This is a genomic window from Alteromonas oceanisediminis, from assembly GCF_018474025.1.
GTDB classification, from domain to species: domain Bacteria; phylum Pseudomonadota; class Gammaproteobacteria; order Enterobacterales; family Alteromonadaceae; genus Alteromonas_E; species Alteromonas_E oceanisediminis.
The window spans coordinates 71,287-98,076 of the sequence record NZ_JAHCTA010000007.1 but is presented as its reverse complement, the minus strand read 5'-3'; the positions used below and the strand labels follow the sequence as shown (position 1 = coordinate 98,076).

Sequence of the window (26,790 nt, the reverse complement as noted above, 5' to 3'; positions counted from 1 at the left end):
AGTGCAGAGGCTATTGATGAATAACGAGGTTAAAAAAATCGTCATTGTGGGGGGCGGCACTAGCGGTTGGTTGACCGCTGGTTTGCTCGCCGTTGAGCACTTGAGTCATACGGACACCGGCGTAGAGGTGTGCCTAGTTGAGTCACCCACAGTGCCGCCTATTGGCGTCGGAGAAGGCACCTGGCCAACCATGCGTGCCACCTTAAAACGCATTGGTGTTAGAGAGACAGACTTTTTTCGCTTTGCCGACGCCTCATTTAAGCAGGGCGCTAAATTTGCACGCTGGGTTACCGGTGCACAAGAGGATGCGTATTATCATCCTTTGGTGCTTCCGCAAGGGTATCAACACACAAATTTAGTGCCTTATTGGCTTGAGCAGTGCCGCGATATACCTTTTGCTGATGCAGTCTCTTTTCAAGCCAGACTCTGTGAACTGGGATTAGCGCCAAAACAATTTACCACGCCTGAGTACGCGCATGTGGCAAACTATGCCTACCATCTAGATGCAGGCAAATTTACCACTTTTCTCCAGCAGCATTGTGTTGAAAAGCTGGGTGTGAGGCATGTACTGGATGACGTGGTCGCAGTGAAATCTCATCCTAACAATGATATTGCTGCTGTGTGTACTAAACAGCATGGTGATATATCCGGTGATTTGTTCGTCGATTGCAGTGGATTCAAAGCATTGTTAATAGGACAGCACTACCAAGTGCCCTTCAACAGTTGTCAAGATATACTCTTCAACGACACTGCGTTGGCTGTTCAGGTACCTTACACGACGCCAGATGCACCGATTGCCTCACATACCATTGCTACTGCGCAGAGCAATGGTTGGATCTGGGATATTGGATTGCCTACACGCAAAGGCGTGGGATATGTGTTTTCATCTGCACACGAAACACTCGACGGTGCAGAACGTACCCTGCGGAACTATGTTAAGGATTCAGGCTGTACGCAAAGTGAATCGCTTGCTGTGCGTAAAATCGATATTATTCCCGGGCACAGGCAAACGTTTTGGCGCAACAACTGTGTGGCTATTGGACTTTCCGCAGGGTTTCTTGAACCGCTAGAAGCCTCTGCATTGGTGCTGGTGGAGCTTGCCGCGACGATGTTGACCGAGCAACTGCCATCGAACCGGCAGGCTATGGACATCATTGCCAAGCGATTTAATCAAAAGTTTACCTATCGCTGGGAGCGGATCATTGATTTTCTGAAGTTACACTATGTTCTCACTAAGCGCACGGATACTGACTATTGGATTGATAACTGTCGGGATGACAGTACGCCTGATTCGCTGCGCGACCTGCTCGCGCTGTGGCAATATCAAAGTCCATATCACGGTGACTTTACCCAAACTGATGAAGTTTTCCCCTCAGCGAGTTATCAATATGTACTTTACGGAATGGGGTATCCGTTAACAACGCCCACAACGCAACGCAAGGCTTTGTCGGATCATCAAAATGCCGCGCAATTAATGCAGCAGAATGCCCAGTTGACCGCAAAGTTAACTCGCGGGTTACCGCAAAACAGAGAATTAATCCAACGCATCTGCCAACAAGGCTTACACGTGATTTAGGAGTAAATTGTGCCTGATAATCATCAAGTACTGGATAATGTCACGCATAAGGACATCAAAATTGATTTGGATAAATGCTTAGAGCAGGAGCGTAATCAATCATTTGCGCGCGTGTTCCCGAGTGAATTCCGTATGTTACACACGTACTTTCCATTGTTTTTTCAAAAAAGAGCGGATACGGGGAAGTTTGAAGCTATCGCCGTTTTCGGTTTTTCGGAACAGCAAAATTTGTGCGTGGATAAACCCGAATGGCGCATTGAGAATAAGCCGTTAACCCTGCGCAGGCAGCCGTTCTTGATTGGTTTCCAAACGCATGAACAAAATGGTGTACCGATGGAAGAGCCAGTGGTGTTTATTGATATGCATCATCCCGGCGTTAATCGCCATCGTGGCACCGACATTTTTTTACCACAGGGCGGTCAGTCAGCCTATTTAACAGAAGCAGCTTCAACACTGAATGCCATTCATGTAGGTCACACTCAGTTAACGTTGCTGGTAGACAACTTGCTCAAATACCAATTACTTGAATCTGTGAACATTACTGTGACTTTGGATAACGGTGAAACGCGCGCGCTGAATTCGCTTTACACGATCCATGAAGAAAATCTAGCCAGTTTAGATGCCAATGCCTTACAGGTGCTCCACAGCCAAGGGCACTTGCAAGCGATATACTGCTGTGTTCTGTCGGCAAATAACCTCAGTCGCCTGATCGATTATCAAAACGCATTCAACCAGCCAGCTGGCATTGGACAATAGCCGTGCCACAAGCCATACAGGAGATACCTGAAACTGAGCACAGTGTCGCGCTAGCAACACTTAGCGAGCGACAATCTCCCTGTGTATTTCGTCAGCTTAATCGTCATTGGCCGGCGGTTTCATCAAGTCAAGATATCTGTACTTGGCTAGAGGAACTGCGACACAGTAGCGTAGATGCTCCTGTTACGGTGATGCATTCAGTCGCTAGCAATGAAGGTCGCTTTTTCTATACCGATGATCTAACCCGTTTTAATTTCACGCGCGAGCGTATGAGCTTTCACCGTTTTTTGAATGCCTTGAAAAGTGCTGCTCAGGGGCAACCCTCTGATGCAATGTACCTAGGATCAGTTGCGATGTCGTATATCGCGCCACGCTTCGCGCAACTGAATAGTGTAAAGGAAATGCAGGATGCGCCAATCAATAGCTTGTGGATTGGCACTCGCTCGCGTATCGCAACCCACTATGATTCTACGCATAACTTGGCTTGTGTGATGGCTGGTGAGCGTCGATTTACCCTTTTTCCGCCAGCACAACATGCTAACTTATATATCGGGCCGTTGGACAATACTCCCGCCGGACAGCCAGTTAGTTTGGTTGACGTGCGTGCGCCTGACTACACTCGGTTTCCGCGCTATAAAGAGGCTGAAAAAGTGGCTTTAGAGGCTACGCTGGCTCCCGGCGACGCCGTGTTTATTCCTGGTATGTGGTGGCACAGTGTTGAAGGACTTAGCGCCGTGAATGCCATGCAGAATTATTGGTGGCGGGATGTCAGTGCTTTCCACGGCGCACCGATGGATGCATTGTTTCATGCCGTTCTTGCTATCCGAGACTTACCCGAAACGCAGCGTCAGTACTGGCAGGAATTGTTCGCTACCTATGTGTTCAACGCTAACGAACAGCATCATATTCCTGATGCAGCACGCGGAATTTTGAACCGTATGGATGAAGATTCGGCGCGCCGACTGCGCGCGCAGATCATGCAGCGACTTAATCGTTAACCCTGCACGGTTTATCGTGAATATGTCTCACTTCGGCGAGCTAGTTGAGATTGAGTCGCAGGTATCGCACGGTTTTTTCCTGACATCGCATTTACATTGCGATAACAAATCGCATCACCGACTATAACCTCGGATACCACAACACGAATCTACTTTAGGAGATTGCTTATGGCGTCGTCACCGATGTCGTCCGCCAGTGAAAGTCATGTCGACGTGTCGAGTGATCAGCGCTTCGCCCTTATTTCATTAACGACGTTGTTTTTCATGTGGGGTTTTATCACCTGCCTGAACGATATTCTGATCCCCTACTTGAAGGGAGCGTTTGACCTAAACTATACGCAAGCCATGTTGGTGCAGTTTTGTTTTTTTGGCGCGTATTTCATTGTTTCCATACCGGCAGGCGCGCTTGTACGACGTATCGGCTATCAGTTAGGCATTGTTACTGGTCTGGTGACGGCCAGTTTTGGCTGTTTTATGTTTATTCCTGCCGCCAACCTGCACATATATGGTTTGTTTTTGGTTGCGCTATTCGTGCTAGCGGCTGGCATCACGATTTTGCAAGTATCCGCTAACCCCTATGTAACCGCATTGGGAAAACCTGATACAGCGTCATCTCGACTCACCATGACTCAGGCTTTTAATGCCTTGGGTACAACGGTTGCGCCTTTCTTTGGGGCTTGGTTGATTTTCAGTGGGGTCGAGAGTGAAATCATCACGTCAGCTGAATTAGTCAAGACTCCTTATCTACTGCTCGCCGCCGCGCTACTGGCACTAGCCGTCGTTTTTGCAGTGCTTAAATTACCCAGAATGGCGCAGCACAACGATATCTCTAAGCCAGCCGTATCAGCGTGGCGCTACTCGCACTTAACACTGGGTGCAATCGCGATTTTTGTCTATGTAGGAGCCGAGGTTGCGATTGGCAGCTTTCTGGTTAACTTTTTGGCCCAGCCTGATGTGGCAGGATTAACCGAAGCGCAAGCGTCAAAAGTGATTGCCTATTATTGGGGGGGCGCCATGGTAGGGCGCTTTATTGGCGCTGTTGTCATGCAGTATATCAGCGCCGCTAAAGTGTTGACATTCAACGCATGTATGGCGGTTGGACTCATTCTGTGCGCAGTCAGTTTCTCTGGACCCGCTGCGATGTGGGCCATTCTCGCTGTCGGATTATTCAATTCCATTATGTTTCCGACCATATTCAGTCTGGCGCTGAAAGATTTAAAGGGTAGCACAAGCCAAGGCTCAGGCATCCTATGTCTGGCGATTGTGGGTGGTGCCATTGTGCCGCTATTACAAGGTGTGCTGGCAGACCAGATTGGTCTGCAATTGGCATTTGCACTTCCTATTATCTGTTATCTGTATATTGCGTACTACGGCGCTTACGGATCACGCGTCAACCTAATCAGCGAATAGAGCGATAACCATGAATACACACTTATCGGCGTCAATTATGATCAGTCTGCTGCTTTCCATATGCGCATTACTCTTAGGATGCGCGCCCACGCCCTCAGAATCGGATACAACTGTGTTAGCGCGCGCAGCGGATGCAGCAAAAGTACAACGAGATTTGGACATCTGGCCCACGCTGAATATTGAGGTGGCCAGCGATCCTAAAGTGGAAGCGCGCGTCGCGCAAATGCTTGCAGAGATGACTCTTGAACAAAAAGTGGCGCAGATGATCCAACCTGAGATACGAGATATTACACCAGAGGATATGCGCCGTTATGGCTTTGGCTCATACCTGAACGGTGGCGGTGCGTTTCCCAATAACAACAAGCACTCTACACCAGCCGATTGGATTGCCTTAGCCGAAGCCATGTATCAGGCATCGGTTGATAGTTCATTAGATGGTTCGTCTATACCCACCATGTGGGGTACGGACGCGGTGCACGGTCATAACAATGTGATTGGTGCGACGCTATTCCCGCATAATATTGGGCTAGGCGCAGCTAATAATCCTGAGTTGATCGAGAAGATAGCCCACATTACCGCCACTGAAGTGATGGTTACAGGTATCGACTGGGTATTTGCGCCTACCGTTGCGACTGTGCGGGATGATCGCTGGGGGCGAACCTATGAAAGTTATTCAGAAGATCCTGCCATTGTTAAATCATATTCCGCCGCCATTGTGAGAGGTTTGCAAGGCCCAGCCGGGGAGGGCTTTTTAGGCGACGATCGCGTGATCAGCACAGTGAAACATTTCATTGGCGACGGTGGCACGGTTAAGGGCGATGATCAGGGCAACAACGTTGCCTCTGAACAGACTTTGTTCGACGTTCACGCTCAGGGGTATGTCGGCGGTTTGTCGGCCGGTGCTCAGTCTGTAATGGCGTCATTCAACAGTTGGCACGGCGAAAAAGTACATGGTCACTCCTATTTACTTACAGACGTTTTAAAAGAAAAAATGGGTTTTGACGGGTTTGTTGTCGGTGATTGGAATGGGCATGGTCAGATAAAAGGATGCAGCAATGACAACTGCGCTCAAGCGGCGATAGCAGGTCTGGACATCTTTATGGTGCCTACCGATGCGTGGAAGCCCTTGTATCAAAACATAATTGCTCAGGTGAAAAGCGGCGTTATCCCTATGGCCAGAATAGATGATGCTGTGACGCGCATTCTGCGTGTAAAAGTGCGTGCGGGTTTATTTGAAAAGCCTAGCCCAGCGTTACGCCAGTTTTCTGGGAAAACGCAGTTGATTGGTCAGCCAGCCCATCGTGACGTAGCCCGACAGGCAGTACGCGAATCATTGGTACTGTTAAAAAACGACAACGGTTTACTACCGCTATCCAGAACGCAAAAAATTCTTGTGGCAGGTGATGCCGCACATAACATAGGAAAGCAATCAGGAGGTTGGACGATCACTTGGCAGGGCACTAATAACAGCAACGAAGATTTTCCCGGTGGCACGTCTATTTATCAGGGAATCGTAAATGCGGCAGGCACAGATAATATAGAACTTGCGCCTACAGGTGATTATACCGACAAGCCTGATGTTGCCATTGTTGTGTATGGTGAAGAGCCCTATGCCGAAGGGCATGGCGATAAAGAGCACTTGGAGTATCAGCGTGGGAATAAAACCGATTTAGCATTGCTTCGAAAGCTGCGCGCACAAGGAATTCCAATTGTCTCTGTATTTATTAGCGGGAGACCCCTTTGGGTTAATCCCGAACTGAATGCAAGCGATGCTTTTGTCGCAGCGTGGTTACCGGGCTCGGAAGGGCAGGGGGTGGCAGATGTTTTATTTGTAGACAGCCAGGGCCTTCCTCGGCACGATTTCGTGGGTAAATTATCATTCTCATGGCCTGCAAGTCCTTATCAAGCGACGGTTAATGTCGGTGATGAAGACTATCATCCATTGTTTCCTTACGGGTATGGGCTTAACTACACGGATACTACTGTGCTTGGGAATTCATTGCCCGTTACATTTGACGTTCCCGCCACACAAAATCAGGACCGCGTCGTTTATTCCGGTAAGGCTGAAAAGCCGTGGCAGTTGAATTTGATTGATGCCGGTCAGCGAATAAATGTGGTGGCAAGCACCATGAAAACAGATTCAGTGAGTTTCCGCACAACCGATCGCATCGTGCAGGAAGATGCATTTATACTGACAGCTCAGGGAGGGGAAACTGCTGGCGTCTCGTTTGATAGCATTAACTTCTTTCGGGAAGACTTAAGTAGTGTCTCGCAAGAATCAACATTGCAGTTTATGGTGCAGGTAAAACAAATTTCCTCGGCCGCTGTGAATTTAGGTATGAGTTGTGAAGCTGAAGGAGACGCATCAGACAGTTGTTCTCATGTCGTGAACATATCACCAACACTGAATGCATTGGCGGGTGGTGATTGGCACAAAGTTCAACTTGAACTGGCCTGTATGACAAATAATGGTGTGAAACTGAGCGAGTTAACCAGCGTCTTTCAAATACAGTCAGCCGCGCCATTTTCGCTTGCCATTAGTGACATACGGATTGCCCCTGAAACGGAAGCAGTCAGGCTCTCGTGTGACTAGGGCCTACTGATGCTCATGCACATAGGCCCTTTACAGTCTTCCTTCAGGTCTGGTAGATACTGACGTGATTTTTAGACGTAAAGCGCTTTAGCGCACCGTGTAAGAAAGACGCTGCGCATGTAACTCTTTACTGCGGTGGTTTTCGTGTTAATCAGGATTATGTTGTAAGTCTCTGGAATATAATGTTTTTTGATTTTTAAACCGTGGCGCGGTTCCTGCAACAAAAATACTTTTTAACTCATGACGTTAAGAGAATTGATGTGGCCACTATAATACACGATGTTTACGTACAAATAATCAGATTCTATCTCGACAATGGCAATGCTGATTCGCTCGCGCGAGCTATTGACGTGGAACTGCAAGATTGGATTGCCAATTGTCCGGGTTTTGTCAGTGCGTCGTTGCATATCAGTGAAGATAATAAAACAGTGATTAACTATGCGCAGTGGCAAGATAAATCAGCTTATGATGAGTTTACGCGCCACTCCAATCAACAACAACTGTCGAACACTATTGATCAATTCAGACCAGATTTGATGGAGTCTGACCCTTTTACATTGGTGGCACAAGCGCATGCTTGAAGCCATATCACTGTAGTGGTTGGCGTGCCGCCGGCTCACGCTTTTCATCTCACTTTTTTTCACCTTCCTTTTAACGCTTAACAAAGAGAGTGTCTATGTCAACGTCCCCGTTGTTTCAACCTTATGATTGGAATGGAGTTTCACTGAAAAATAGGATGGTTCTAGCACCGATGACACGTGGTCGAGCGGGTAAGGATCGCGTTCCTAATGTCATCATGGGCGATTATTACACCCAGCGCACTGGTGGTGGGCTTTTAATTACGGAAGCCTCTTCTGTCTCACCTGAAGGAGAGGGTTGGGTAGATTCTCCTAGTATTTATACGGCTGACCAGGTGCTTGGATGGAAGTCAATTACACAGCGTGTGCATGCAGCCGGAAGCCACATCATCTTCCAAATGTGGCACACTGGACGCGCCTCACACAGCGATTTTCATAACGGTGATGTGCCGTTTTCAGCCTCTGCAAAAAAAATTGATGGCGACAAAGTTCGCACACCGAACGGCAAAAAAGATTATGAAACGCCGCGAGCAATGAGCAAAGATGATATCGCTCGCACCATCGCTGACTATAAACAAGCGGCAATTAACGCCAAAGAAGCCGGTTTTGATGGTCTTGAGGTACATGCGGCAAATGGCTATTTGATTAACCAGTTTTTAGATGGTCGCAGTAATCAGCGTGATGATCAGTATGGCGGTAGTTTAGAAAACCGCTACCGCTTGCTGGATGAAATATTGGACGCCGTCATGGAAATATGGCCCGCCGAAAGAATTGGCGTGAGATTGTCGCCAAACGGCGTTTTCAATGACATGGGGTGCGACGATTATCGAGAGTTATTTACGTTTGTTGCTCAGCAACTCGATGCCAAAAAAGTCGGTTACTTGCATATCATGGATGGGCTAGGTTTTGGTTTTCATGAGCGTGGAGAACCGATGACGCTCGCCGACTTCCGCAAACTGTACACCGGTTTATTGATCGGTAATGTCGGTTATGACAAAGAAAGTGCTGAAAAGCGCATTGCTGATGGCGACGCCGATATGATTGCGTTTGGCAGGCCTTGGATAACCAATCCCGACTTACCAACGAGATTCGAGCATGACTACCCACTGAATAGCTTTGATGATGCTTCGCAATGGTATGGCGGGGGGGCAGAAGGGTATTCAAATTATGAAACATATCGCGAAAGCTCAGGCAAGGCCTCATTGAGTGCAGTATCGCCTGACTAAAGTGTGTCTATTCAGGACTGCAAATGCAAAAAACTGTGATAACCTCCTGATCTTTCTGGTGCAAAGTAGTATCAAGGTGCGGCAATGATCCCATGGGAGCAACTCGGCAGAGCGACTATTCCTCACCAAAGCGGTGAGCTCGTTTTTTCCCGAAGAGGCGATGAGTTTTCGATCAAACTTTCGGGTATTCGTGGCGAGTTGATGAACAGCCGGGTGTTTAACTCTGAACAAGTCTTGTCGCAACGCGGCTGTGCGCATATTAAAGATCAGGATGGCGCATCGGTGCTGGTTGGCGGACTGGGTATGGGATATACCTTGTCTGAGGCACTCAAATCAGTCAACAGTCATGCCAGCGTCACTGTGGCTGAACTTATCCCCGAAGTGGTTGAGTTGAATCAAGGGCCTCTAGGCCAGTGCGCGGGTTATCCGCTTAACGACCCCAGAACCACGGTGTACGTTGGTGATGTGAAAACGTTACTTACGTCGGGCAAACCGACTTTTGACGCCATCTTATTGGATGTTGATAACGGGCCAGAAGGCTTAACACAATCGGCGAACAACTGGCTTTACGCTAGCGAAGGGCTAGATGCGATATTTGCGGTGCTGCGGCCAAAGGGTATGTTGGCTATCTGGTCTGCGGGGCCGGATCATCTTTTCACTGTGCGATTAAAGAAAGCAGGCTATCGCGTACACACTGAAGTGGTGCGCGCTAGAAAAGGTAAGGGCAGTCGACATACGATATTTCTGGCCAAAAAAATGGCCTGAGTAATAGTTGAGACCACCTACTCGTCTGTCGCTGGCCTATCTTCTGCCTTTTTAACACGTATTTTACTGCCATCAAGTGTGGCGCCGTTGAGTGTGTTGATAACCACTTTGGCTTCACCCACTTTGGGAATTTCAACGAACCCAAAACCTTTTGACTCACCCGTATTTTTGTCCATGACCAGATTGCAGGATTGCAAGGTCGCGTATTCACTGAAAAGTGCGGTTAAGGTTTGTTGCGTTGTAGAACGAGATAAATTGCGCACGAGTAATTTCATTGCCAGCCGCCTTTGGTAATCAATTAGGGGGTTAGTCTACGCTTATTTTGATGGTATCGTCAGGTCTAAATCCTCAATAAGCATGTATAATTGCTGACCCATGGTGTTAAGAAGGGATCACTCATTTGAATGTAAGCGCGTTACTTGAGCCCATCAATCAATTTTTACAGTGCCCTACGCCACAGGGCTGGATTGATGAAGCTGTTAAGCCTGAGAATTTATCCACTTTACTGGTGGATCATGCGAATTGTGAGCTTAAGGCGGCGCAAACCGCCATGCTGTTGCTGCGGCGCTACGCGGTCGACAAACAAAGCGGTGAGGCGTTACTGGCGTGGCTAAAACCGTTTGAAGATTTTGTATACCGAAAAGTCGGTAGCGGAGATTTCAGCCAACACATTGGTCTTTCAAAGAAATTGATCAGCCGCTCTGAATTTGCGCAGAGTGATCAACTGATCAATAAGATGGTGTTGCTGATCAAAGAAGAGCTCCATCACTTTCAACAATGTTGGGAAATCATGCAGGGGCGGGGCATAGAGTATGCTAACTTAACCGCATCTCGCTACGCTCGAGGTATGATGAAACATGTCAGAACTCATGAGCCGGCAAAGCTGATTGACACACTGATTTGCGGTGCTTACATCGAAGCACGTTCCTGCGAGCGGTTTGCCATGCTAGCGCCCCATCTGGATGATGAACTTGAGCAATTTTATATTTCACTGCTCAGGTCTGAGGCAAGGCACTTTCAGGATTATCTGGCGTTAGCACAGCAAGTCAGTGATGCTGACATCACTGATAGGGTGCGCTTTTACGGAGAGCGTGAAGCTCTACTCATTAGCGCGCCTGATCAGGAGTTACGCTTTCATAGCGGCCCTCTAGCAGCAACGGTAGTCCCCGCAGCCTGAGGAACGCGCTCTTCTTCGAAGTAAGACGACGGCATCGACACAAAAAATTCTTTTTGATTGCCATACATCAGGATCACATCCGATCCTGGTGGAAATGTTCGATCGGGGTAACATGATTTCACCATAATGTACTCGCCGTAGCGGTTTGTTTGGGTTAAACGCGCTTTCGCTTCCTTTTCATGCGTGGCGGTTCCATAACAAATGATGGCGGGTTCACCGACGAGATAATTAGGATGAGTCATTCGCTCGCTCGGCAACGCGGCACGAAGACGATTTGAAATAGGCGTGCCTGTCACGCGCACGGTGAGTATGGCAATGACAATGCTTGTGGCAACTGAAACGACAATATTAACGTAGGTATTGTCAATCAATTTGCTGACAATGTTCATACTGTAGCCGGGCACACCAAATCCAATACACAACACGATAAACCACAACAACAGGGGCACTCGGTCAAGTGAGATCCATTTGAGCAGTGGCGGGATAGCGTCGGGATCCTCTGGGTCGACGTCAAACTCGACGTGACGAAGGTCATCCAGCTCGTGGATCACACTGACGCCAAAAGCTCGCCCGATCAACTCCACAGTGCCGAACATCACCACCACTAACATCGCACCCATAAACGGGATTGTTTGCCATGAAAAGAAAAATTCGTACACGTTATCTCCGGTGCGTGTCGCTGTGTTAGCGATGTGAAAGTCCCTCGTCTTTTATAACACAGCCAAACAATTTAGCTAGCGGGCGCGCACAAATCCGGCCTTATGGTACAGGTTTGCGTTTGAATGAACGCGTTTCCAGTGTCATAGCGTTAGGTGTGATAGCTAGCACACTGCCGTGATCATACCAATCGCCTAGCACAATGCGCGTGGCCGGCTCGCCGTTCGCTGTCAGTGAGTGCACATTGGGACGATGAGTGTGCCCGTGTATCATCACTTGAACGTTGTGCTTTTCGAGCGTTTTGACAACTTCGCTGGGCGTTACATCCATGATATCAGCGGCGAGGTGTTTTTTATTTTCTTTACTGCGCTTGCGTCCTCGCTGCGCTAAATAGCGTCGAAATGACAGAGGTAATGCCCCCATCACTGTTTTCCACCAGCGGGTGCGTGCACGCTGACGGAATTTCTGATATTCCACATCAGCCGTACACAATTCATCCCCATGAAGCAATACAGCCTGAGTGCCATAGAAGTCGACCACAGTTTGCTCATCCAGAATGGTGAAGCCTGCTTTTCGGGCATAGGTTTCACCCACGGCAAAGTCGCGATTGCCGTGAATAAAGTAAACAGGCACGCTCGCACTGAGCTGTTGAAAAAGCTGCGCAATGTAGGTATTAAATTCGGTGACATTATCATCACCAAACCAGACTTCAAATAAATCACCGAGTACGTATAGCGCATCTGCTTGCGGTGCGGTATCGCGCATAAATGTCGCAAAACATTGCGTGATTTCTGGAAAATCCTCGCCCAGATGTAAATCAGAGATGATGTAAGTAACCGGTACTGGTGGCATGGAGTGGCTTATACGATGTGAGTTGCCCCGCACAGCATTTTGACTGAGCGGGGAGTAGACGTTTCCGTATTATTCCGAAACGGTAACGGATTCAATAACAATGGGCTCAACCGGCACGTCGGCATGATAGCCGTGGTTTCCAGTTTTTACGCCTTCCATCTTTTCTACCACATCCATTCCTTCGGTAACTTTGCCGAACGCACAGTAACCCCAACCGTTCATGGTTTCACTTTGAAAGTCGAGAAAGTCATTGTCTTTACCGTTAATAAAAAACTGCGAAGTCGCACTGTGCGGGTCGTTGGTGCGCGCCATCGCGATGGTGCCACGCTCGTTAGCAACCCCATTGTTTGCTTCATTTTCAATCGGTGCATGGGTGTCTTTTTGTTCCATATCAGCGGTGAATCCACCACCTTGCACCATAAAATTAGGAATAATTCGATGGAAAATAGTGCCATCAAAAAAGCCCTCGCGGGCATAACGAAGAAAATTCTCTACCGTGTTTGGCGCTTTATCGGCATAGAGTTCAAGGGTAATGTCGCCCATACTGGTGTGCAATGTGATCATATCTGAAATCCTTATGCGGTGAAGTTGAGCGCAGTTTAGCAGTATTTTATCGGTTACCAAAATCAGTTGCTTTTTGCTAAACTCCGCGGCGTTTATTAATCACTTTGGTAAAGCTTGATGTTGCAGTTGTTCAATACCCGCACCCGACAAAAACAACCCTTTGTGCCTCGCGAAGAAAATAAGGTCGGCTTGTACGTGTGTGGTATCACCGTTTATGACCTCTGCCATATGGGCCACGCGCGCACCTACTTGAGTTTCGATGTGTTAGTGCGTTACTTACGTTCACGCGGTTACGAGGTTAATTATGTGCGCAATATTACCGACGTGGATGACAAAATTATTCAACGTGCTAATGAGAATGGCGAAAGCGCCGATGCGCTCACCGCGCGCACTATTGCTATGATGCATGAAGATTTCGCCGCGATAAATCTGCTGCCGGCGGATATTGAGCCGCGCGTCACCACTCACATGCCTGAGATCATTGATGTGATACAGCGCTTAATTGACAAAGGTTTTGCCTACATTACCGCAAGTGGCGATGTGCTGTTCGAGGTTGCCTCGTATGAGCATTACGGTGCACTGAGTAAGCAAGACCTAACACAGCTAAACGCCGGCTCACGAGTAGACGTTGACGAGGAAAAGCGTGATCCGATGGACTTTGCACTCTGGAAAGCGGCTAAACCGAATGAGCCAAGCTGGGATTCGCCGTGGGGGCCGGGGCGGCCTGGTTGGCATATTGAGTGTTCAGCGATGAATCACAAGCATCTGGGCGCGCATTTTGACATACACGGTGGTGGCTCAGACCTTATTTTCCCGCATCATGAAAACGAGATTGCGCAGTCATGCTGTGCCTTTGACACGCCTTACGTTAATGTTTGGATGCACACGGGAATGGTACAAGTTGATAATGAGAAGATGTCAAAATCGTTGGGTAACTTCTTCACATTACGCGATGTTTTAGCGCAGCACGATGCAGAAACGCTGCGGTTCTTTCTGATGTCTGCGCATTATCGTAGCCAGTTAAGCTATTCCGAAGAGAGTATTGTTCAGGCCAGAGCCAGTTTGGAGCGGTTATACACGGCACTGCGCGATGTTGCTCCGGCCTCACTTTCGACGTTCGAGCAGGGCGGTTACGTGGCTAAGTTCAATCAGGCAATGGATGATGATTTGAACCTTCCTGAGGCCTACGCCGTGTTGTTTGAGTTAGCCAAGGATTTGAACAAAGCGAAAGCGTCGGCTAACAGTGAGCAAGCCGCGCATTTAGCTGCGCTCTTAATTCATCTTGGCGGTGTGTTGGGGATACTTCAAAAAAGTCCCTCTGACTTTCTACAAGGTGCTGGTCACAACAAAGACTCTCAGACCGCAGAGATCGAAGCGCTGATTCAACAGCGAAATGACGCGCGAGCGAATAAAGATTGGGCGGCCGCAGATGCGGCACGAGACGCACTCAAAGCGATGAACATAGAATTAGAAGATAGCGCGAGCGGCACTACGTGGCGACGCTTGTAGCCCTTTGACTACCTGCGCTATTTACAACGGTGGCGGCTCGCTCGGAGCGACAGGCGCATTATGCGCTGCCCGGCGCGCTGCCAGTTCCGTTTTCCATTTCTGTTCGCCAACGTAGTTTTTAACCAGTTCTAACGCTTCGTTCACGACCAGCAATACCTCTTTATCCAGCATGAGTTCTTCAACCGACTCTTGTTTTAGACCATTGTCCATAAACTGCTCGATTTGCTGCGGCGTTAAGTCACTCAGTAAATTGATCACTGACTGGGTGACGATGTCGGTCACCGCGGTTTCGAGTGTTCGTTCAATGGTTGAGCCCACCACCGGCACTAATTTCAGTGTGGAAATCTGATTGTTACCACGCACTGCTTTTCCGACGCTAGATAGCACATGTTCTCTGATCACTTTGCCGTGTTCAGGATGCAAAATAGACTCGCCAATATGATTCATGGTTGAAGCCGCCCAATGAGTTAAAATGGGGCGGCGAGGGAGCAGTACCTGATGAGTAATATCATCAATCAGTGGTGACCCTTCAGCAATATCCTGTTGCGCGTCGGTTAGTACTTTCACCACGATACGGTCGCTTAATTCTTCCACAATCACGTTGTAATAGAAGGCGATAAAGCGAAACAAGCCTGTGTCATTTAAGTCGATGATCTTAAACTTGTGTAAGCGGTGCAAGATCGAAAATATGCGTAAGAACCTAAAAATACGCGTTCCACCCAGCGGAATACAGCCGACCAAATCGTACCAGTGAATGAACGGGAAAAAATACCAGCGTAAGTAAGTTTCCCTGACTATCGCAGCTATCCAACGCACCACAAACTCAGTCAGAAATATTGAGATAAATACCAAATCCACCAACAAAAAATTGTCATGGATTGGATCGTAGGCTTGTGTAAAGTTGGGGGCATGCTCAGACAGAAAGTCATACACAAAATCAGCGCCGTAAAGCCCGTCGAAAATCAACCAGAGTAAATTCAAAAACAGAAGGCCAAGCATGGCAAGGTCGAGTAAAATCCACGGCCCTTCATGGCTTGCCTTCAGGTTTTCCTTATTGATTTTGAGCATGCGCCTCTGGCCCTTAACTCGCTACTTTGGTGACATCAACGATCACGGTTAACTTCTGACCGGGCTGAAGGTACTTCTTGTTGCTTAAATCATTCCAAGCTTTTAGCTGCGTTACGCTGACTTTGAACTTATTGGCAATACGCGACAGAGAATCACCACGTCGCACCGTGTAGGTGACTTTGCGGTTCACGGTCGTAAGCCGCTCACTCCCTTCATCAAGCCAGATAACCAGCTTTTGTCCTAAACGCAGCGTGTCTTTGGGTGCCATACCATTCCATTTCGCGATGCTGCGGCTGGTGGTGTCATACTTGCGCGCCAAATCCCAAAACGTATCACCCGACTTAACGGTGTGCGTTATTTGATGACCTTTACGCTCGGTTTGCTGCAGTAATTCCAACCGTTGTTCATTCGAAAATACGTAGTTGTCTAAGCTCTGTAATGCCACAGGCACCATCAAGTGGTCGCCCTGACGGATCATGTTGGAGTTGAGTTCATTAACCCGTTTAATGATGTCGACCGTGGTGTGATATTGATTGGCGATTTTTAGCAAGCTATCACCTCGACGGACTTGATGACGCTGCCAGTTGAGGCGATCTTTGTTATCGACCTCGGCGAGTTGCTGCGCAAAAGCATCCGCTTTAGACGCAGGTACAACCAAGTAATGCGGGCCATCTGGGTCGGTTGCCCAACGATTAAAGCCCGGGTTAAGTGCGCTCAATTCACGTAAGGTTAAACCGGCCAGATCAGCCGCAAATGCCAAATCAATCTGACTATTGATGGGGACCACTTCAATCACCGGCGCGTTATCAATGTGAGGCCACGCAAAGTCATACTGCTCATGGTTTTTCAGAATATCGGCGAGCGCAAGAAGCTTGGGCACATAAGCGCGCGTTTCTCTGGGTAAATCCAGCGACCAGAAGTCGGTCGGTTTTCCTAACCGTTTATTCTTGCGGATAGCGCTGCGCACGCGGCCTTCACCACTGTTGTAAGCCGCCAACGCATGTAACCAGTTGCCGTCAAAATACTCGTGAAGGTAGGTCAGGTATGCCAACGCACCATCGGTTGAGGCGATAACATCTCTACGGCCGTCGTACCACCATGACTGACGCATTCCGAATCGAAGCCCAGTACCCTCAATGAATTGCCACATGCCCGCGGCAGAGCCATGTGAATAGGCAAAGGGATCAAACGCACTTTCCACGATGGGTAACAAGACCATTTCCATGGGCATATCGTATTGGGTTATTTTATTCACGATATGGTGTAAAAATGGTTTTGCGCGGTTTGAAACGCGCTGCATGTAATTTGGGTGTTTTAGATACCAGGCACGCTGAGAATTAACCCGCTTATTGTTTGGTACGTCAAACACAAATTGATCCGCGGCGACTTCCCACAAGTTCATATCCGCAAGCCGTTGCGCCTGTTCGGCCTCAGTTTCCTCAATATCCGGTTCTAACTCAATATCGACGGTCTCGGACGGATGAATGACGGGCACAACCCCCTCATCCTGCGGTTCTTCGACAACGTACTCTACCGACGTGTCATCATTACCTGACTGTGCATGCTCTTCGGTGAAGGTAGCACAGCCAGACAAGCAAAAAAGTGCTGCAGCAGCGGGAATAAATTTATTGATCAAAAGACAACAGACCCTTGGTTGGTGTGGCCTCATCTCGCTAGCCACTCATTATTGTCATTAGTTTACCCGTGATTAACGCTGAGCACCAATAAGCTGCGTATGGGGAGGGCAACTAAAATGAATCTTTCCAGCTTCTGACCGCGCTGAATACAGCGAGTTCATCGACCAGTTCCTGCTGGACATGGCGCTGTGCATTCGCTTTGACGTCGTCGGCATACGCGCGCAAAAATGGGTTAATTTCGCGCTGTTTAGCGATGGTAGTAGGCAATGTGGGTTGCTGCATCTCTCTTTGGGATGTCGCCCAGTCATGGTATTCCTGCAAGGCTTCGTTTTGGGGGTCAACCTGCTGAGCGAACGCGATGTTTGCCAATGTATATTCATGGGTACACCAAACGATGGTGTCGCCGGGTAATGCAGTGAGCTTTTGTAGCGAAGCCAGCATTTGTTTCGGCGTGCCCTCAAATAGCCGACCGCAGCCTACGCTGAACAGTGTGTCGCCACATAACACGCCACCATGGCCGACAAACGCAATGTGATCCAGTGTGTGACCGGGCACATCGATCACCTCAAATTGCAACGCAAGTGAGTCTATGGACACTTTGTTACCTTCGCTGACTCGATGATCTATCAATTTGATATTCGGGTTTTTAGGGCCGTACACCACCGTGTTAGGGAAGTGCTTTTTGAGTAAGGGGAGGCCACCGGTATGATCCGCATGATGATGCGTAATTAATATGCCCTCTAAATTTAAATTGTTCGTGCGGCAATAATCGTAAACCACTTGCCCATCGCCAGGGTCAACAACGATGCAACGGTGCTGGTCTTCAAAACACCATATGTAGTTATCAGTAAAGGCGGGTAACGGTGTGACGGTCACGTTTTGTGGTAGTGCATGTCGCATTAACATTCGCTCGCTGTCTGGTTTCGACTGTGCTCTACTATAGAAACTCATCGAGTGAGTTGCAATCAACGAGGTTATAGACGGCTTGATAAAAGCAGCATTACGTAAACAGGCTCCACTTTATCCGCGCTCATGGAAGGACATTCCTAACGGAGAACGCTTAAAGCTTGCGATTACCAGTGAGTGTGACGACGTGAGCCGCCGCCTGTTTGGTTACCACCTCGTCCGTTTAGGGGTATTAAGCGCTGGCGTTGAACTAAAGAATTGCCCTATTCACCACGTGGTTAATGTGACACACATGGCTACCCCGGCAACTAACGTGCGCGCTCAGTCGAATGCTCTGCCATTTTCGGAAAACAGTGTTGATGCTTTTCTGTTGGTCAATGAATTAGATTTTGCGTCTGATCCGCATCAGATTCTGCGTGAGGTAGACCGCGTTGTCACGCCTAATGGCTATATTGTGTTGACCGGTTTTAATCCGTTCAGTTTGGATTATCTGTTTCGTTTTCTGTATAAAAAATCACAACGACCGCTAAGTACCGCCCGATATTTTTCTCAGGCGCGTGTGCGCGATTGGTTACAGTTGCTCGGCTTTGAAATTATTGAATCACGCAGCATTGCGTTTTTCCCCTTGCATGGACGACGATTTTTGTCACGTCACCGACGATTGCAATCTTGGTATCGCCGGCTGCTACCGTGGAGCGGCAGCGGTTACTTGGTGGTGGCGCGCAAACGCGAAATACCGTTGTCGTTAATTAAACCGAGTTGGCGATTGAAGCCCCGTTTTAATACTGTTGGCGCCAGTGTTCGACATCAAGCGTAGCGAGAAAATAACGAATTGTTGCGCATTTGCGCTGGCGAATATGGAGATTTACGCAATACTGTCGATATATGGAGAGGAACGGGGCAGGCGTTAGGTTGACGAATGCAAGTATCTTCCCCGAATAAAAACCGAGTCATTAATGTTGTTAACTGGGCGAGTAACCAATGTTCTCTAGAAAATCTAAACCCGAAGATCTTGAAAAAATCCAACGACTAAGCGAACAGAATGAATCGCTCCAGAGTCAGATAGACGAACTGCAATCGCAGATGCACACAAGTTCTGAGCAATCGCTAACGTTGCAAAATCAGGTTGCGGAAAGCCACGCTTTGATTGCTGCAATTACTCAAGCGAGTGGTTCTGTTGCCAGTGTGAAAGATCTTGTCGCGTCATCTTCACAACGTTTGTTAGCACAGAAAAATGATTTGGTGGATGCAAATACTGTGTTTGAAGGCTCGTCAGAAGTGTTGAAAGAAACAGTCACAGGCCTGAGTCAGATTGATGAAATTTCGTCACGCGGTGTCAAGCATGCTGGCGAACTGTCAGGCTTAGCCAGTAGTATCAGTAACTTCGTTGTCGTTATCAATTCAATTGCTGAGCAAACTAACCTATTAGCGCTAAATGCCGCGATTGAAGCAGCTCGCGCCGGAGAAACGGGAAGAGGGTTTGCGGTTGTGGCTGAAGAGGTACGTAATCTGGCGATGCGCTCGTCTGAATCCACGCAGGAAATCAACAACCTGGTGGCAAAGATTGAAGAAGGCACGCGCAACATTGAAACCAACATTAATGAAGTGTCGGAAAAGTCTCGCGAGCTGGTCGGCAAAACGGGCAATGTGAGTGAGCGTGTTTCTAGCATTCTTACGTTGGCGCGCAGCATGCGTGAAACGATCAACTCTTCTGCGGGCAAAGGCGCTTTATCTGCCGCTCAGCTTGAGTTGTTATCCACAAAGGCAAATGTTTACGAAGCGCTAGCGCATCAACAACGGATTGATATCCCTTCTTATGCTGAATCACCCATGGCTGATTTAGCCGAGTCAGCTGGCTTAGATGCGCGCGGCATTGAAATGCAATACGGCCAGTTTAAAGAAGCCGCAGATGATTTGATGGCCAAGAGTCAGTCGCGCAGCAGCGTCGACTCGGTTGGCTTGAATCGGTTTGAAACAACGGCACAGAAATTACTCGCGAAATTATCCGATCACTAGCTCACCCTAGCATGCCCCGGCGGTTTTCAGTCAACCTTCGGGGCGCGGTAACGCTTACTTAACGCGCATTCCCGGAGTCGCGCCGACATGCGGCTCAAGTATGTATAGGTCATCCCCGCCCGGCCCAGCAGCCAGCACCATGCCTTCAGATAGGCCAAAGCGCATCTTGCGCGGTGCCAGGTTTGCCACCATGACGGTGTGCTTACCCTCCAGTTGCTCGGGTTGGTAAGCGGATTTGATGCCGGCGAATACCTGCTTAGTTTGCTCACCAATATCCAATTCAAGACGCAATAGCTTGTCAGCACCTTCAACGTGTTCCGCTTTCGTGATCAATGCTATGCGTAAATCAATTTTGGCAAAATCGTCGAATTCAATAGTGGGGGCAATGGGGTCAATCTTGCTCGTAGGCGGTTTTTTTGGCACCGGTGCACTGTCTTCTGACGCTGATAACGATTGCTTTGAGTCTTCAATCATCGCGTTAATTTTATCCATATCGACTCGCTGCATCATGGGTTTGAATTTATCGATCGCGTGGCCATAAAGCGGCGCTTTAACGCTATCCCAGGTTAAGTTGTCGTTTAGGAATGCTTCAGCTTGTTGGGCGAGCCGCGGAAGAACCGGTTTGAGATAGGTCACCAGCATTCTAAAGCAGTTGATACCTAGCGAGCACACGGCATGAGTATGTGCCTGTAACGATTCATCTTTAATCGTTACCCAAGGCGCTTGTGCATCAATGTATTGATTTGCCCGGTCCGCTAACGCCATGATTTCTCGGATCGCATGGTGATACTGCCGCGCTTCGAAGCGCTGCGCAATGCTTTGTGACGCATTAATAAAGGCATTCATTAAGCTTTCATCAGCGCAGGTTTCCGATAATTTCCCATCGAATCGTTTCGTGATAAAGCTGGCACAGCGGCTAGCGATATTAACCACTTTACCAACAAGATCGGCATTCACTTTTTGCGCAAAATCCTCAAAGTTAAGGTCGATGTCGGTGACATTTTCACTCAGCTTCGAAGCAAAGTAATAGCGCAAGTATTCAGGATCTAAATGATCGAGGTAAGTTCGCCCTTTAATAAACGTACCACGCGATTTCGACATCTTCGCACCATTAACGGTCACAAAGCCGTGCACGTTTACGCCCGTTGGTTTGCGGTAGCCGGCACCTTCAAGCATAGCGGGCCAGAACAAGCAGTGGAAATACGTGATGTCCTTGCCAATAAAATGATAAAGCTCAGTGTCGCTGCCCTGTTGCCAAAAATCATCAAAGTTAAGATCGTTGCTGGCACAGAAGTTTAAAAAGCTCGCCATGTAGCCGACGGGAGCGTCAACCCACACGTAAAAAAACTTGTTCGGTGCATTAGGTATCTCAAAACCGAAATAGGGCGCGTCTCGGCTAATATCCCACTGTTGCAGACCTTGCTCGAACCATTCGTTCAATTTATTCGCCATTTCAGTTTGTACAGCGCCACTGCTCAGCCACTCACGCAGCATGCTTTCAAACTGTGGAAGGTCGAAGAAATAATGCTCGGAATCTTTCAAAATGGGGGTTGCGCCAGACACTACTGAACGCGGATTTTTCATTTCTGCAGGGCTATAGGTCGCAGAACACACATCGCAACTATCGCCATACTGGTCTTCTGCGCCGCAGTTAGGGCAGGTACCGCGCACAAATCGATCCGGTAAGAACATCTGTTTTTCAGGATCATACAATTGGCTGATCGTGCGTTTGCTAATATACCCTGCTGCATCAAGCTTATTGTAAACCGTTTCACACAGTTGCTTGTTTTCTTCAGAGTGGGTCACATAATAGTTGTTATACTCTATGCCGAAATCGAGCAGGTCACGATGATGCTCATCGCGGGTTTGAGCGACCATCTCTTCAGGAGTAATGCCAAGCTCTTGGGCTTTGAGCATAACCGGCGTACCATGCGCGTCATCTGCGCAAACGCTGTAGCACTCATGCCCGCGCATTCGCTGAAACCGAGCCCAAATGTCTGTTTGAATGTGCTCCAGCAAATGACCTAAGTGAATAGAGCCATTGGCATACGGCAGAGCGCTCGTCAGCAAAATACGGCGACGAGAAGACGATGGAGATGATGCTGCGGAATCAGGCATTGGAAACTTATTAAACAAGAGTAAAAATGGGTCGCAAATACTAGCCCAAATCCACTGGATTTGCATTAGCAAATCAATGAAAGCGAGTGATTGATGAATTTATTTAGCCGAAAGCGCACCACAGCCAACCATAGCGACCGACTCAAGCAACTGTTAGCCGAATATTTTGTGGTGGACGAAAAGCTAGCGGGTACGTGGCTATCCTCTGACAGCGATGAACATGTGCGCGTTGCGCTGCCATTTGCCGCTCACTCTCAGCATCCGATCATTAAAGACTGGCTGAACACAGAATGGCAACGTCGCTTTGCGTCGCAACCGTGCCCTACCATACAGCTAGACACACACATTGTGGCGATGCATACGCAGCAGACGCCCGTGCGAAATATAAAAAATATTATTGCGGTTGCTTCAGGCAAAGGGGGCGTGGGTAAATCTGCTACCGCAGTTAATCTGGCGTTTGCGCTACAGCAAGAAGGAGCTCGCGTCGGTATTTTGGATGCCGATATTTATGGGCCTTCGATTCCTATTATGCTGGGCAATGCCGCTGAACAGGCAACAAGCGCCGACAACAAACATATGCAGCCCATGATGTCTCATGGGCTCGCCGCTAATTCAATCGGTTACCTCGTACCCGCAGAAAATGCCACGGTATGGCGAGGGCCAATGGCGAGTCGTGCGCTAAGTCAGTTATTGAACGATACGCTGTGGCCGGTATTAGATTATTTGTTGGTCGACATGCCGCCCGGCACCGGCGACATCCAGTTAACTATGGCGCAACAAGTGCCCTTGACCGCCGCTGTGGTGGTCACTACACCACAAGATCTGGCGCTGACCGATGCAAAGAAAGGCATTGCGATGTTTGAAAAAGTTGAGATACCGGTACTCGGCCTGATTGAGAACATGAGTTATTATCAGTGCGGACATTGCGGTGAGAAAGCGTATATATTCGCACAGCATGGCGGTGAGCGCCTCGCTAAGCAGCATCATCTGCCACTGCTGGGAAGTTTGCCGTTGGACCTGCATATCCGTGAACATGCCGACAGCGGTGTACCACTACTGAAAGCACGCCCCGACTCGCCGTTGAGTAGCGCTTATCTGGAGGCCGCTCGATCGATTTCACAGCAACTGGCACTCACCTTGTCGGTCAATGAGCACGCGGCTAGCGTGGTTAAAGGCGACCCGATCATGTTTAAACCGGTTTAGTGATTGATTGCACAAGGCTGCGACCGCATAATAGCCCGCGACGCCACGCGCGCGCCTTAACAGATTTTACGGAGAACAGTTCATGCGACTGTGTGATCGCGACATTTATCAGTATATACAAGACGGTAAAATAGGCATTTCACCGACACCGAGCTACGACGAGATCAGCGGCGTTACCGTCGATATCCGCTTGGGCAATAAATTTCGTGTTTTTGAAGATCATCAGGCTCCGTATATCGATCTCAGCGGTAAAAAAGCTGACGTGCAAGAAGCACTAAATTCAGTGATGAGTGATGAAATCCGAGTGGAAGAAGGGAAATCGTTTTTCCTGCATCCGGGAGAACTTGCGCTCGCTGTCACGCTGGAAAGTGTTACCTTGCCTGATTCAATTGTTGGCTGGCTTGACGGACGCTCCTCACTTGCACGCTTAGGTTTGATGGTACATGTGACCGCGCACCGTATCGATCCGGGTTGGTCAGGAAATATTGTTCTGGAGTTTTTCAACAGTGGCAAGCTGCCGTTGGCGCTCAAGCCCGGAATGAAGATTGGTGCGCTGAGTTTTGAGAAGCTCTCCGGCCCGGCGGAGAAACCTTATAATGCACGCATCGATGCGAAGTACAAAGATCAGGACGGCGCCATCGCCAGTCGCATTAGTTCAGACGATAAGAGCTAGGGCGGTTCACGTTTTAACCTGAGCACGAATAGACCCCGGGGATACCCCAAATACACGTTTGAAGGCTTTCGAAAAGGAAGCTTCTGACTCGTAGCCACATTCCAGTGCCGCGGCCAGTGTGCTCACGTTGTCATCGGCAAGCTGGCGATACGCTAACCCGAGCCGCCACTGCGTGGCAAAATCAATGGGCGATATTCCCAGTGTTTGTTTGAATAAGGTCGCAAATGCTGTGCGAGATATAAAACAGGTCTCAGCGAGTGTATCTACGGTCCATTTCTGTGCAGGCGCGGCGAAAATTGACTTGATCGCTGGTGCTAGTTTCGGGTTGGCTAATGCTGCCAAAATGCCTTTTTCCACCTGTAAGTAATCACGAAAAATAAGCGCCAAAATACATTCACTCAAGCGCGATAAAATCAACATTGCGCCATCAGCCTGATGCACAGATTCGGTCAGCAGCGTCTGAGTGAGCAGCGCCAATGCGGACTGCTGATGATCAGAACGTTTGATGACGATCACAGTGGGCAAGAATTCTGTGATAGAGGCAATCATCGGATGATGATGCTCAAAGTAGCCACACACTAACCCAGTGCCATTCCTCTCTAACGTATTAAAATCGACTGATTGTTCTGTATTGACCGGCTGCGTAAAGTCGGCATCACTGGTGATCACATGCTTTGCGTCGCGAGGAAAGATCACCACATCACCTACGCTCAAGGTGTGAACTTCAGCCTCATCGATTGATTTCACATAACAGCGCCCATGCGACACGGCGTGAAAACTAATGTAATGGCTTCCAGAGGTATCCACTGCCCAGTTGCCGCAGTACTGCCCATTGTGAAACACATTCGCAGTGACTTTCAGGGTGGCTAACAAATGGCTAAGGCTGTCCATTGTTCCTCGCGTATTCAAACTAAAACCACCATGTGTACGATCGGACATAATGTCTGACGTATCGAGCATATTGGCACTCGCACATGATGCGTAGACTAGCCCTCGTTGACTGATTACAACTTACCCAAACGAGGATTTACCATGACAACACTAGGTTACATTAAAATTGCATTCGCCGCTGCTTCATTAGCTTTTTCCGCACTCACGTTTGCTGGCGTAGATACGCAGACGGATTCGAATGGAGTCATCTTAGCCGGCCATGATGCGGTTGCTTATTTCACGGTAGGAGAACCGGTTCTAGGCAGTAGCGAGTTTACTGCGGTACATAATGAGGCTATCTACCGTTTTAGCAGCGCAGAAAATCGCGACCTGTTTAAACAAAACCCAGAAAAGTACGAACCTATGTACGGCGGTTTTTGTGCTTACGGAGCAACTTTCGGCAAGAAATTTGAAATTGATGGCAAAGCGTTCGAAATTGTTGATGGTCGCTTGTACGTCAACAAAAACGCGCAGGTATATGCCGCATGGCGCAAGGACATTCCAAAGCACCTGAATGAAGCAGACACTGAATGGCCAACTATCGAGTTTATTGCTGCAAACGATTTGTAAACGGATACTCTCTCCCTGGGCATCCTTTAGGAACCTCCTCATCGAGGTTCTTTTTTTATTCGCCAATAACGTGATAGTAAATCGCGAAGAAATGACAGGCGGCACCAGCGACCACAAATAAGTGCCAGAGTGCGTGCGAATAGTGCCGACTTTTGAGCATATATAAAGGAATACCTGCGCTGTAACAAAGGCCTCCAACGAGTAACAGAGTGAATCCCGCGCCAGAAAGCGATTGATACAGCGGGTAGATAAGCAACAGCGCAAACCAACCCATCAGCGCGTAGGTTGACACCGCCAATTTAGGGTATTTGTGGCCTACCAATATCTTAAACAGGATCCCGCTGAGTCCGATTACCCAAATCGCGATGAGGGCAATAGTCCCCATCTGGCCGCTCACGCTGAGTAACATAAATGGCGTGTAACTCCCTGCAATAAGCAGATAAATCGCGGAATGATCGACCTTGCGCAGAATGACTTTGAGGGCAGGGCGCGTGACAACGTGATAAATGCTTGAGGATAGAAACATCAGTGCCAGACTGACGCCATACACCCACGCGCTTAACGTCTGAGGTAACGTCGTCGTTTTTTGTAGCAGAAATATCAGCCCTGTTACCGACAATAAGAATCCCAGCGCATGCGTAGCCGTATTGAGTCTTTCCTCGGAGACGGAGTAGAGACTGTGATCAGAGGCCTCGGTTTTTTTAGGTAACATAGATGACTTGGTGAGAAACAAAACCAAAGTGTACGCACTCGGCGTACACTTGTACACCGAGTTTGTGCGTTGTCACAATCATTTCATCTTCGAGGTGTTTTGCTAAGAGAAAAACGTAAAGTAAGTTGATTAGCAAGACAAGCCGACAAAATTGCCGTAAACGTTACCAGCAGACCAGACTCTTCAACCTGTAAGACCCAAAAAATAAGATTTATGAATGCAACGCCGAACAATGCTGAACCGATACAGATTATCGAATTTATTGAAACATCTTTCATAACGTGGCCTATGGAAAG

Annotated in this window: 25 protein-coding genes; 15 read left to right on the top strand and 10 right to left on the bottom strand. The window is 48.5% G+C overall.

Going from position 1 to position 26,790, the window contains the following annotated elements; all coding sequences use genetic code 11:
* Positions 1-16: 16 nt before the first annotated feature.
* From KIU71_RS13400 to KIU71_RS13365, 8 genes are all read left to right on the top strand, one after another.
* Positions 17-1,576, top strand: a complete 1,560-nt coding sequence (locus KIU71_RS13400) for a tryptophan halogenase family protein (RefSeq protein WP_214131800.1) — start codon at positions 17-19, stop codon at positions 1,574-1,576.
* A 9-nt stretch (positions 1,577-1,585) separates the two neighbouring features.
* Entirely contained in the window at positions 1,586-2,332 is a 747-nt protein-coding gene (locus KIU71_RS13395; RefSeq protein WP_214131799.1) for a SapC family protein, read from the top strand.
* A gap of 2 nt (positions 2,333-2,334) precedes the next feature.
* Positions 2,335-3,330 carry a cupin-like domain-containing protein gene (locus KIU71_RS13390; RefSeq protein ID WP_214131798.1) on the top strand — a complete coding sequence of 332 codons (996 nt, stop codon included), beginning with the start codon at positions 2,335-2,337 and terminating at the stop codon, positions 3,328-3,330.
* Positions 3,331-3,498: 168 nt separating this feature from the next.
* On the top strand, positions 3,499-4,740 hold the full coding sequence (locus KIU71_RS13385; protein ID WP_214131797.1) for a sugar MFS transporter: 1,242 nt from the start codon (positions 3,499-3,501) through the stop codon (positions 4,738-4,740).
* Positions 4,741-4,750: 10 nt separating this feature from the next.
* Complete coding sequence (locus KIU71_RS13380) at positions 4,751-7,333, top strand: glycoside hydrolase family 3 protein (RefSeq protein WP_214131796.1); 2,583 nt, start codon at positions 4,751-4,753, stop codon at positions 7,331-7,333.
* 260 nt (positions 7,334-7,593) lie between these two features.
* Positions 7,594-7,914, top strand: a complete 321-nt coding sequence (locus tag KIU71_RS13375; protein WP_214131795.1) for an antibiotic biosynthesis monooxygenase family protein — start codon at positions 7,594-7,596, stop codon at positions 7,912-7,914.
* A 95-nt stretch (positions 7,915-8,009) separates the two neighbouring features.
* Entirely contained in the window at positions 8,010-9,137 is a 1,128-nt protein-coding gene (locus tag KIU71_RS13370; RefSeq protein ID WP_214131794.1) for an alkene reductase, read from the top strand.
* An 84-nt stretch (positions 9,138-9,221) separates the two neighbouring features.
* A complete protein-coding gene (locus KIU71_RS13365) occupies positions 9,222-9,902 on the top strand; it encodes a spermidine synthase (RefSeq protein ID WP_214131793.1) in 681 nt (226 codons plus the stop codon).
* Between the two features lie 17 nt (positions 9,903-9,919).
* Here KIU71_RS13365 and KIU71_RS13360 read toward each other — a convergent pair whose 3' ends face one another.
* On the bottom strand, positions 9,920-10,177 hold the full coding sequence (locus tag KIU71_RS13360) for an RNA recognition motif domain-containing protein (protein ID WP_214131792.1): 258 nt from the start codon (positions 10,175-10,177) through the stop codon (positions 9,920-9,922).
* Between the two features lie 125 nt (positions 10,178-10,302).
* On the opposite strand from KIU71_RS13360, the gene miaE reads away from it, so the two are divergent.
* Positions 10,303-11,079, top strand: a complete 777-nt coding sequence (gene miaE / locus KIU71_RS13355) for a tRNA isopentenyl-2-thiomethyl-A-37 hydroxylase MiaE (protein ID WP_214131791.1) — start codon at positions 10,303-10,305, stop codon at positions 11,077-11,079.
* Here the strand turns inward: miaE and KIU71_RS13350 are convergent.
* From KIU71_RS13350 to KIU71_RS13340, 3 genes are all read right to left on the bottom strand, one after another.
* Positions 11,037-11,738, bottom strand: coding sequence for an OB-fold-containig protein (locus tag KIU71_RS13350; RefSeq protein WP_214131790.1), 702 nt, complete (start codon positions 11,736-11,738; stop codon positions 11,037-11,039). The genes miaE and KIU71_RS13350 overlap by 43 nt on opposite strands.
* Positions 11,739-11,838: 100 nt before the next feature.
* Positions 11,839-12,588: a UDP-2,3-diacylglucosamine diphosphatase gene (locus KIU71_RS13345; RefSeq protein ID WP_214131789.1), complete on the bottom strand. Its 750-nt coding sequence runs from the start codon at positions 12,586-12,588 to the stop codon at positions 11,839-11,841.
* Between the two features lie 69 nt (positions 12,589-12,657).
* Entirely contained in the window at positions 12,658-13,152 is a 495-nt protein-coding gene (locus KIU71_RS13340; RefSeq protein WP_214131788.1) for a peptidylprolyl isomerase, read from the bottom strand.
* 117 nt (positions 13,153-13,269) lie between these two features.
* Between KIU71_RS13340 and cysS the strand changes: the two genes are divergently transcribed.
* Positions 13,270-14,661: a cysteine--tRNA ligase gene (gene cysS / locus KIU71_RS13335; protein WP_214131787.1), complete on the top strand. Its 1,392-nt coding sequence runs from the start codon at positions 13,270-13,272 to the stop codon at positions 14,659-14,661.
* A 21-nt stretch (positions 14,662-14,682) separates the two neighbouring features.
* Here the strand turns inward: cysS and KIU71_RS13330 are convergent, their stop codons facing one another.
* The 3 genes from KIU71_RS13330 to gloB form a co-directional block, all read right to left on the bottom strand.
* Positions 14,683-15,729 (bottom strand): ion transporter, encoded by a 1,047-nt coding sequence (locus KIU71_RS13330; protein ID WP_214131786.1) that lies wholly within the window; start codon positions 15,727-15,729, stop codon positions 14,683-14,685.
* A gap of 13 nt (positions 15,730-15,742) precedes the next feature.
* Positions 15,743-17,398 (bottom strand): lytic transglycosylase, encoded by a 1,656-nt coding sequence (locus KIU71_RS13325; protein ID WP_214131785.1) that lies wholly within the window; start codon positions 17,396-17,398, stop codon positions 15,743-15,745.
* A gap of 79 nt (positions 17,399-17,477) precedes the next feature.
* A complete protein-coding gene (gloB, locus tag KIU71_RS13320; protein ID WP_214131784.1) occupies positions 17,478-18,266 on the bottom strand; it encodes a hydroxyacylglutathione hydrolase in 789 nt (262 codons plus the stop codon).
* Between the two features lie 85 nt (positions 18,267-18,351).
* On the opposite strand from gloB, the gene KIU71_RS13315 reads away from it, so the two are divergent.
* Together KIU71_RS13315 and KIU71_RS13310 are read left to right on the top strand one after the other, a co-directional pair.
* Positions 18,352-19,089: a class I SAM-dependent methyltransferase gene (locus tag KIU71_RS13315; RefSeq protein ID WP_250207501.1), complete on the top strand. Its 738-nt coding sequence runs from the start codon at positions 18,352-18,354 to the stop codon at positions 19,087-19,089.
* A gap of 164 nt (positions 19,090-19,253) precedes the next feature.
* Positions 19,254-20,288 (top strand): methyl-accepting chemotaxis protein, encoded by a 1,035-nt coding sequence (locus tag KIU71_RS13310; protein ID WP_214131783.1) that lies wholly within the window; start codon positions 19,254-19,256, stop codon positions 20,286-20,288.
* 54 nt (positions 20,289-20,342) lie between these two features.
* On the opposite strand, the gene metG is transcribed toward KIU71_RS13310, so the two are convergent.
* Entirely contained in the window at positions 20,343-22,406 is a 2,064-nt protein-coding gene (gene metG / locus KIU71_RS13305) for a methionine--tRNA ligase (RefSeq protein WP_214131782.1), read from the bottom strand.
* 93 nt (positions 22,407-22,499) lie between these two features.
* Between metG and apbC the strand changes: the two genes are divergently transcribed.
* Together apbC and dcd are read left to right on the top strand one after the other, a co-directional pair.
* Complete coding sequence (gene apbC, locus KIU71_RS13300; RefSeq protein ID WP_214131781.1) at positions 22,500-23,609, top strand: iron-sulfur cluster carrier protein ApbC; 1,110 nt, start codon at positions 22,500-22,502, stop codon at positions 23,607-23,609.
* 82 nt (positions 23,610-23,691) lie between these two features.
* On the top strand, positions 23,692-24,282 hold the full coding sequence (gene dcd, locus KIU71_RS13295; RefSeq protein ID WP_214131780.1) for a dCTP deaminase: 591 nt from the start codon (positions 23,692-23,694) through the stop codon (positions 24,280-24,282).
* 6 nt (positions 24,283-24,288) lie between these two features.
* On the opposite strand, the gene KIU71_RS13290 is transcribed toward dcd, so the two are convergent.
* Positions 24,289-25,242 (bottom strand): AraC family transcriptional regulator, encoded by a 954-nt coding sequence (locus KIU71_RS13290; RefSeq protein ID WP_250207500.1) that lies wholly within the window; start codon positions 25,240-25,242, stop codon positions 24,289-24,291.
* Positions 25,243-25,314: 72 nt separating this feature from the next.
* Between KIU71_RS13290 and KIU71_RS13285 the strand changes: the two genes are divergently transcribed.
* Complete coding sequence (locus tag KIU71_RS13285) at positions 25,315-25,782, top strand: YHS domain-containing (seleno)protein (RefSeq protein WP_214131779.1); 468 nt, start codon at positions 25,315-25,317, stop codon at positions 25,780-25,782.
* 55 nt (positions 25,783-25,837) lie between these two features.
* Here the strand turns inward: KIU71_RS13285 and trhA are convergent, their stop codons facing one another.
* A complete protein-coding gene (gene trhA / locus KIU71_RS13280) occupies positions 25,838-26,494 on the bottom strand; it encodes a PAQR family membrane homeostasis protein TrhA (protein WP_214131778.1) in 657 nt (218 codons plus the stop codon).
* Positions 26,495-26,790: the final 296 nt, after the last annotated feature.